Here is a 559-nt window from a genome sequence, read left to right as displayed (position 1 = left end):
TACCCGGATCCGCCGGCATCCGGCTTTCCGCGGAGGGGTTTCGCGCCGACGAGTTCTCGGGCGTGCCGTCGAACGGCGTAGCGCGGCCGGAGACCGGGTCCGCCGCCGCCGATGCGCGCGTTCAGGTCGCGCCCGGGGTCGAGTGGGACCTGTCAGGCTCTGCCGGCAGGCTCCAGAGCCAATATTTCATCGACACCGGTTCTTACGGACCGCTGAACGATGAAGCCTACAGCATCCGCAGCCGGCTGGCTGCCGAGACCGCCTTCGGCCTGGCCCAGCTGGACGTGTACCGGAACCAGAACGCCATTGCGGAGAAGATCATCCCTCCAGTCGACTGGCTGCAGCACGTCACGGTCGTGCAGGCCAGCGACATCTTCAAGATCGGCACGGCCCACACCTTCCGGCTCGGTGCGGAATACCGCGAGAACGCGATCTCTTCGATCGAACTGTTCAACGGCACGCTCAGCGACCGGATCGCCGCTGCCTCGGCCATGTGGGAATGGCAGGTGGCGCCGCAGGTCACGCTCACCAACGCCGTGCGGGTCGACGCGCTGTGGCT

At 67.1% G+C, this 559-nt stretch carries 1 protein-coding gene; it reads left to right on the top strand.

Going from position 1 to position 559, the window contains the following annotated elements; all coding sequences use genetic code 11:
* The coding region (locus D3273_RS28685; protein ID WP_165359778.1) for a TonB-dependent receptor at window positions 1–559 on the top strand (559 nt) is incomplete at both ends.

Source organism: Lichenibacterium minor (genome assembly GCF_004137685.1).
Classification (GTDB): domain Bacteria; phylum Pseudomonadota; class Alphaproteobacteria; order Rhizobiales; family Beijerinckiaceae; genus Lichenihabitans; species Lichenihabitans minor.
This window is presented reverse-complemented; position numbering and strand designations above follow the sequence as displayed.